The 6,146-nt window shown below is 42.9% G+C and carries 7 protein-coding genes; 5 read left to right on the top strand and 2 right to left on the bottom strand.

What is annotated here, in order from left to right; genetic code table 11:
* Positions 1-419 precede the first annotated feature (419 nt).
* From DL92_RS0103475 to DL92_RS0103455, 5 genes are all read left to right on the top strand, one after another.
* Positions 420-791: a type II toxin-antitoxin system PemK/MazF family toxin gene (locus DL92_RS0103475; RefSeq protein WP_026666906.1), complete on the top strand. Its 372-nt coding sequence runs from the start codon at positions 420-422 to the stop codon at positions 789-791.
* Positions 778-981 (top strand): excisionase, encoded by a 204-nt coding sequence (locus DL92_RS0103470; protein WP_026666905.1) that lies wholly within the window; start codon positions 778-780, stop codon positions 979-981. Before DL92_RS0103475 ends, DL92_RS0103470 begins: the two co-directional genes overlap by 14 nt.
* A gap of 43 nt (positions 982-1,024) precedes the next feature.
* Positions 1,025-2,284 carry a site-specific integrase gene (locus DL92_RS0103465; RefSeq protein WP_242845829.1) on the top strand — a complete coding sequence of 420 codons (1,260 nt, stop codon included), beginning with the start codon at positions 1,025-1,027 and terminating at the stop codon, positions 2,282-2,284.
* Between the two features lie 200 nt (positions 2,285-2,484).
* A complete protein-coding gene (locus DL92_RS0103460) occupies positions 2,485-2,979 on the top strand; it encodes a low molecular weight protein-tyrosine-phosphatase (RefSeq protein WP_026666903.1) in 495 nt (164 codons plus the stop codon).
* 31 nt (positions 2,980-3,010) lie between these two features.
* Positions 3,011-4,375: an MATE family efflux transporter gene (locus tag DL92_RS0103455; protein ID WP_026666902.1), complete on the top strand. Its 1,365-nt coding sequence runs from the start codon at positions 3,011-3,013 to the stop codon at positions 4,373-4,375.
* Here DL92_RS0103455 and DL92_RS0103450 read toward each other — a convergent pair.
* Both DL92_RS0103450 and DL92_RS0103445 read right to left on the bottom strand, forming a co-directional pair.
* A complete protein-coding gene (locus tag DL92_RS0103450) occupies positions 4,372-4,716 on the bottom strand; it encodes a YolD-like family protein (protein WP_026654623.1) in 345 nt (114 codons plus the stop codon). The two genes, DL92_RS0103455 and DL92_RS0103450, sit on opposite strands and share 4 nt — an antisense overlap.
* A gap of 39 nt (positions 4,717-4,755) precedes the next feature.
* On the bottom strand, positions 4,756-6,021 hold the full coding sequence (locus DL92_RS0103445) for a Y-family DNA polymerase (protein WP_026666901.1): 1,266 nt from the start codon (positions 6,019-6,021) through the stop codon (positions 4,756-4,758).
* Positions 6,022-6,146: the final 125 nt, after the last annotated feature.

Genomic DNA, 6,146 nt, shown 5'->3' with positions numbered 1-6,146 from the left:
AAATAGACTTATTATTCCCCTTATTTCTGTAGTTATTAGTGAAGGGATTTTCCCTTGTCTGTACTTTGACAAGAGAATATACATTCACTAAGTACGTTCCTGTAGTATGTAGCCCCAAAGGTACGCCTTGCGCGATATAGCCTCACTGGAATGTCGGTAGCACCGGCACTGGCGATGACAGCTGCGGGTATAATGATACTTCCGCTCAGCCACAACTCATCGTAATGGGAGCGGTCTTGCGAGAACCGCAGGAAGGGTTGAGCCTATGGAGCTGTGCTGCAGCCGCTTAGTGATTTCCCGTTCTCCGGGGCGCCGTGGGCAAATAGGGGAACATATAACTGTTTGATTTTAAGAAGGTATTCCGCTGTGTACTGGCAGTGGGTGCCTTCTTTTTACATAAAAGGAAGGAGAGTGTGGTCATGGTTAGGCGTGGAGAGATATATCTTGCTGACTTAGGTGCAGGTGTCGGATCGGAACAAAAAGGCGAGAGGCCGGTAATTATCGTTCAGAACAATAAAGGAAATAGGTATTCGCCGACGGTTTCTGTTGTGCCTATAACAACAAAGATTCATAAAAGTGCGGGAATGCCTACGCATGTTCTGCTAGGTAAAATTGCAGGGCTTGATATGGAATCAGCCTGTATGGCAGAGCAGGTTATGACAATAGATAAGAAGAGGCTTATAGCGAGGATAGGTAAACTTCCCGAAAACGTTATGAGTCGGGATATAGCTAAGGCTTTGAATATTCAGTTGGATTTGAAAGTGGGGAAAAAGAGAAATGGAAAAGATTGAAGTGCCGGTGTGGCGAAAGTATTCACTTAGTATACAGGAAGCGGCTTCCTATTATGGTATCGGAGAGAAGAGACTTCGCAGTCTTGTTTCAGATAACCTGAATGAGGAATATGTGATAGAAATAGGCTCACATGTCAGAATAAAGCGCAGGAAATTTGAAGAGTATCTTGATGATGCAGGAGTTATATAAGGGGCGGCATTCTGGCGCTTTTTTTATTGTAAAGGTACAATAGATGAAGCGTAAAAAAATGCTGCTTCTCCGTTTTTGTTGGAAGGAGCTGATTAAAATAGAAAGAAGGTATGATAAAAAAGGAAGAGTTCTCCATGATGGAGAATATCAGATGCCGGATGGCCGATACAGATTTAGATATACATCTTGGGATGGCCATCGTAAGACAATTTATAGCTGGAGACTTGCTAAGAATGACAAGGCGCCTGAAGGCAAGAAGTATACGGAGTCTCTTCGTGAAATGGAGAAGAAAATCCATGCAGACAGCTTTGATAAGATAGTATCTAATGGAGGAGACCTTACGGTCTTGGAGTTGGTTCAGAAGTATGTTAATACCCGCGTGGGCGTTAGGATATCAACAAGACGCGGATATCAGACAGTTCTGAATTTTCTTGCAAAGGACCCTTTTGGAAAGAAGAGAATTGATCTTGTGCGTAAGTCAGATGCCAAGCTATGGCTTATTCAGCTTCAAAAGGAGAAAGGTAAGAGCTATTCCCAGATTCATACAATCAGGGGGCTTGTCAGACCTGCTTTTAAACTTGCAATGGATGATGATCTTATCCGCAAGGATCCATTCGATTTTGAGCTGGTCAATGTTGTTGTAAATGATTCTACAAGGCGAGATGCCTTATCTCGGGAAGAGGAGCGCAAGTTTCTTAAGTTTATCAAGGAAGATAACCATTACAAGAAGTATTATGAAGGAATCTATATTCTGTTTAATACAGGACTGAGAATATCTGAATTTTGTGGTCTTACATTATCAGATATAGACTTTGAGGATCATTCTGTTAATATTGATCATCAACTTCAAAAAGGTGCTCATGTAGGGTATTATATTGAGGAGACCAAGACGGAGAGCGGTCGAAGGAAGATTCCTATGACTCCCGAGGTGGAAGAGTGTTTTAAGACAATAATAGCAAACAGACGACCACCAAAGCCTGAGCCTATGATAGATGGCAAAGCGGGATTTCTGTATTTTGATAAGGATGGAAGCGTTGTATATTCGCTTCATTGGGATCATTATTTCAAGCACATCCGCGATAAATACAATCATATCTACAAGATACAGATACCATTTGTGTCTCCGCATATCTGCAGGCATACTTATTGCAGTAAAATGGCAAAGTCGGGAATGAATCCAAAGACCCTTCAATATCTGATGGGGCATTCAGATATAAGTGTTACATTAAATACATACACTCATGTTGGATTTGAGGATGCTCAAAGAGAGCTAAATTCGCTTAAAACCTTAAAGGCAATATGATTTGAGGGTTAAATTATTATATCCATTTTGCCATGGGGAAACGGCAAATGTTTTTTTTAAACTGAAAGGGTTAAACTCAAAATTTTTAACCCCGTTTTTAACCCTACCGGTTGCAAAATAACGCTAAAATATGCAATGATATGCCGACTTATAAAAAATTGAAAATAGCATGAATGCTAGGAAATATGAGGATTTAGGGAATGATTAAGATACTATTCGTCTGCCACGGCAACATATGCCGTTCTCCTATGGCAGAGTTTGTATTAAAAGATATGGTGAAAAAGCGCGGGTTGGAAGATGAGTTCTACATCGAATCCGCAGCGACAAGCACAGAGGAGATCTGGCACGGAGTTGGTAATCCCGTGTATCCGCCGGCGAGAGCTAAGCTTAGAGAGCATGGAATAGGAACTTCTGATAATGAGCTTGGTGTTAGTGAGAAGAGAGCCAGGCAGACTGTGCGCGGCGACTATGAGAAGTTCGACTATATAATAGGTATGGATAGCGCCAATATGAGAAATATGCAGAGGATATATGGCGGAGATCCTGAAAACAAAGTGTACAAGATGCTGGATTTTGCGGGAAGAAGCGCTGATGTGGCAGACCCCTGGTATACGGGTAATTTTGATGCTACATGGAACGACGTTGTTGATGGTTGCAACGGTCTTATTTCCAAAGTTATAGGAGCAACAACATAAAAATTATCGCTTACATGGAAGAGGATGCTCGATGAAAAAAGCAGGAAATACAGTTATAGATGAAAAAACACCGCTTCTGGTATTGGCGGGCCCCATGTTCTTGGAGCTCTTGCTGAATACAATGCTTCACAACGTCGATACTGTCATGCTAAGTCATTTTGATGAATTCGCTGTCGGAGCGGTTGGCAACGCAAACACTATCATGTTTATGATGATCATTCTTTTCAACATCATTGCAACGGCTACAAGTGTAGTTGTTGCGCAGTATCTCGGTGCTAAGATGTATGACCGGATGAACATGATATATACGCTTTCGATTGTTGTAAATCTGGTATTGGGAATCGGGCTCAGTGCGGTGTTTTGTGCCGCAAATCCGTTTATTATGGATTTTCTTCATGTGTCGCCCGAGATGCGTCCGTTCTCGATGACATATATCTATATTGTCGGAGGCGCAGGTTTTCTGATGGCAGTGTCCAATGTTATGCTCCAGATTTTGCGTTGTAACGGATATACCAAGATAGGCATGTGGGTTACGTTTGGCATAAATATCGTTAACATTGTCGGAAATTATTGCTTCCTGTACGGACCGTTTAAGTTTTTGAATATGGGCGTTGCCGGTGTGGCGATATCTACAGTGGTGGCAAGGCTTTTATCTGTGATAGCGCTTATTGTTTTCTTCTATGTGACAAAAACAGGAAGGATTTCACTTCGCTATCTGATACCGTTTCCGATGAAACTGCTTATAAAAATGATAAGGATAGGCCTTCCTTCTGCGGGTGAGAACCTTACATACAATCTTTATCAGACAACACTTCTTTCCTTTATTAATGCGATGGGAAATGATGCGGTTAATGCAAGGGCATATTGCAATACGCTTATCTCCTTTGCGATGATCTTCTCGAATGCCTCTGCGATGTCAACGCAGATAATCACCGGGCATCTGGTAGGCGCGGGAAAGACTGAAGAGGCATATAAAAGAGTGTTCAAAACGCTTAAGACTTCTATGCCGATCACGATAGCACTGGCATGTATCAATGCGATTCTTTGCGGATATACGTTGCGTATATTTACGGATAACCTCAATATAATCGCTCTTGGCAGGACGATAATGATCGTAGACATATTTGTTGAGACGGGACGTTGCCTTAATATGACATTTGTCAGCAGTCTAAAAGCGGCGGGAGCTTATATATTCCCGTTTATAGCCGGAGTTCTGTGTAACTGGGGACTTGGTCTTACTGTAGGATATACGGTCGGAGTCGTGCTTGGGCTGGGCGTTGCCGGAATCTTCATAGGAACGGCAACAGATGAATGTATCAGAGGCCTGATTGTTATGTACTATTGGTATAAGAAGAAATGGCTTGGAAAATCCGTGGTGAGTCGTGGCGTGGACTAGGGCATATAACGAGGGCTGTTTTCTTCAAATTCAATATCAAGAATATCATCAAATTTTATCTTAGTATTTACAATCTGAAGTGTTCTTGCTACCTCATCAAAGCGGGCGACCATACCTGTTACTTGAAGATATTCACCTTTATTAAAGTAGACACATGTTAAAATTAACCCCTTTTTGATGTTGTGCATTTTCTTATCGAGTTCTTCGGCCATTTCGTCGGAGAGCTCGATTTTTGGTACTTTTATTTTTTCTTTTGCCAAAAGAGCTTCATCAAGTCCCTTAACAGCCTGAAAAGGGAGGAACTGAGCAGCTCTTTTATCCATGGACATTTTTTGCCTCATTTATATATCCTCTGATGAAAACTTGATTCAATCCTCAACTTACGCTTTGTGGCCACCAATCTGATTGTTCCTGTCCCTGGTTGTGGCGCCTTCTTCAAAGTTGAGCCCCTTTAATATCGCGTTTTTACCGAATTTATTCTTTATCTCAAGAACTGCCTTCTGCATGCGTCTGTCTCGTTCGAGGTCGGCGGGAGATACGAAGAAGGAGTATTGAGTATATTCTTCGGGAACGACGTTGTTTGCAACGACGTACATTCTGCGGACAAGATACAGCGGATTGACAATCTGTTTGTAGAGGTCGGCGATTCCGGGAATCAGAAGCATTGATGCATTGGTCTCGGTATCGAGTGAAAATGTGCCTTTCGCTGAAGGAATTGGCGTTCCTTTGGCATATCCGACCATAAGGGAAAAAGATTTACTGACAAGTCCTTTGTCGACCATATCAAGACACATCACATCCATCATCTCTTTTGCTATGATAAGTCCTTTATCAAAGGTGTAATCGCTCATAAGGACCTGCCCCTGGCTGAGGGAATGGGAAGAAGAGCTGTAGGCTCTGATGTCGCTTATCGTGACCGGCTCGCGCCCCCACGCGTGGTCTATAAGGAGTTCGGCATTTACGCCAAAAAGTTTGTAGAGAAGATTTTCGTCGCCGTTTGCAATGTCTCTCATTGTGAGCATTCCGTATGTGGCAAGGCGGTTTGCGATACCTTTTCCGATGCGCCAGAAGTCGGTGAGCGGTCTGTGATCCCACAAGGTCTCGCGAAAGCTCTTTTCATCAAGTTCTCCGATAAAATCGGGGGAGTGTTTGGCTGTGATATCAAGAGCTATCTTGGCCAGAAAGAGGTTACTTCCGATTCCGCAGGTGGCGCGGATTTTTAAGTTCTTGTCTATGTCATCCATTATCTGCCGTCCGAGCTGCTTGGCGGTCATATGGTAGAGATTCAGGTATTCCGTGACATCCATGAACGCTTCGTCGACGGAGTAGACGTGAATATCGTCTTTGGAAATGTACTTAAGGTAGATTGCGTATACTTCGGCGGAGTAATCGAGGTATTTCTGCATTCTGGGAACGGCCATGATGTAGTCGATATTTTTGGGTATCTCAAATACACGGCATCTGTTGTGGACGCCGAGGGCTTTCATGGCCGGTGATACGGCAAGGCATATTGTCTTGTCGGAGCGCTCGGGATCTGCCACAACAAGGCGGGTTGTCATAACATCAAGGCCTCTCTCCGCGCATTCAACCGATGCGTAGAAAGATTTGAGATCTATGCAGATGTAAGTTCTTTCTTTTCCTACCATGAGATAATAATATAGAACAAACGTTCTTGTGTCAAGCGATGTATCAGATTAAAAACGATATACCGCTCTGTTTATTAACATGAAGCCGAAGGCTTGAAATAGGGATTTGGACTTGAGGTGCCATC

The sequence above is a fragment of the Butyrivibrio sp. AE2005 genome, assembly GCF_000686965.1.
Lineage (GTDB): Bacteria > Bacillota > Clostridia > Lachnospirales > Lachnospiraceae > Butyrivibrio > Butyrivibrio hungatei_A.
Note: the sequence above shows the minus strand (reverse complement) of the source record. Positions and strands in the feature narration are given on the sequence as shown.

Bases quoted from the DNA above. Each gene is read 5' to 3' on its own strand.
- DL92_RS0103475 (WP_026666906.1), top strand. From the start codon at position 420: ATGGTTAGGCGTGGAGAGATATATCTTGCTGACTTAGGTGCAGGTGTC.
- DL92_RS0103470 (WP_026666905.1), top strand. From the start codon at position 778: ATGGAAAAGATTGAAGTGCCGGTGTGGCGAAAGTATTCACTTAGTATA.
- DL92_RS0103465 (WP_242845829.1), top strand. From the start codon at position 1,025: ATGAAGCGTAAAAAAATGCTGCTTCTCCGTTTTTGTTGGAAGGAGCTG.
- DL92_RS0103460 (WP_026666903.1), top strand. From the start codon at position 2,485: ATGATTAAGATACTATTCGTCTGCCACGGCAACATATGCCGTTCTCCT.
- DL92_RS0103455 (WP_026666902.1), top strand. From the start codon at position 3,011: ATGAAAAAAGCAGGAAATACAGTTATAGATGAAAAAACACCGCTTCTG.
- DL92_RS0103450 (WP_026654623.1), bottom strand. From the start codon at position 4,716: ATGAGGCAAAAAATGTCCATGGATAAAAGAGCTGCTCAGTTCCTCCCT.
- DL92_RS0103445 (WP_026666901.1), bottom strand. From the start codon at position 6,021: ATGGTAGGAAAAGAAAGAACTTACATCTGCATAGATCTCAAATCTTTC.